The sequence below is a fragment of the Mesorhizobium sp. M7A.F.Ca.CA.001.10.2.1 genome (assembly GCF_003998575.1).
GTDB lineage: Bacteria > Pseudomonadota > Alphaproteobacteria > Rhizobiales > Rhizobiaceae > Mesorhizobium.
In genome coordinates, this window is record NZ_RZQY01001190.1 from 1 (window position 1) to 785 (window position 785).

At 64.3% G+C, this 785-nt stretch carries 1 pseudogene; it reads left to right on the forward strand.

The window, feature by feature from the left end:
* A pseudogene (locus EN964_RS36065) lies at positions 1 to 785 on the forward strand (peptidoglycan-binding protein); the annotation flags it as partial.

The following is a 785-nucleotide window of genomic DNA, read 5'->3' on the forward strand; positions in this document are numbered from 1 at the left end:
GTCATGGACCGGTTAAGCACGCTGTCGGGCCGGGTTGACGAACTCGCCGGCCGCGCCAATCTGCCGGAGCAGGCGATGGAGCGCCTGGCCAAGCAGATTGCACTCATCGCTGACAAGATCGACCAGGCACCAGCCATGCCTGACGCCGACTACATCTTCCATGGGCTGGAGCAGCGCTTCGACGTGCTGTCGAGCATGATGGAACGCCGCCAGGGTGACGCCATCGAACAGGGCAACATGCTGTTCCGCGATCTCGAACGCAGGCTGGATGAGGTTGCCGACAGGCTGGACCAGCGCATGCCGCAGATCGACAGCGCCGGCATCATGGACGCCATCGATGCCCGCTTTACGGCGCTCGCCAAGCGTATGGAAACGCGTGTACCCGATCCCGCGGGCGAAGCCGCAATCCGCGGCCTGGAGAGCCGGCTCGAAGACATTTCAAGCCGGCTGGATGCGTCGGCCGCGCAGGTGGCCGGCATCGATCCGGCGCTGATCCGCAGCCTGGAAGCACAGGTTGCCGGCCTGTCCGCCCATCTTTCCAGGCCCAGCACCCCGCTGCCGGAATTCGAGGACATCAGCCCGCGTCTCAACGAAATTGAAAAGTCGCTCGCAGGAACCCGCGATTCCATCCTTGGCGCAGCGCGCGAAGCCGCCGAGAACGCGGTGCAATCACTTGCCGGTTCGAGCGCCAATACGACCGCTGTTTCCGGCCTCGCCCAGGATTTGAAGACGCTTGAAACGCTGACGCGGCGCTCCGACGAGCGCAATTCGAGAACGTTCGAGGC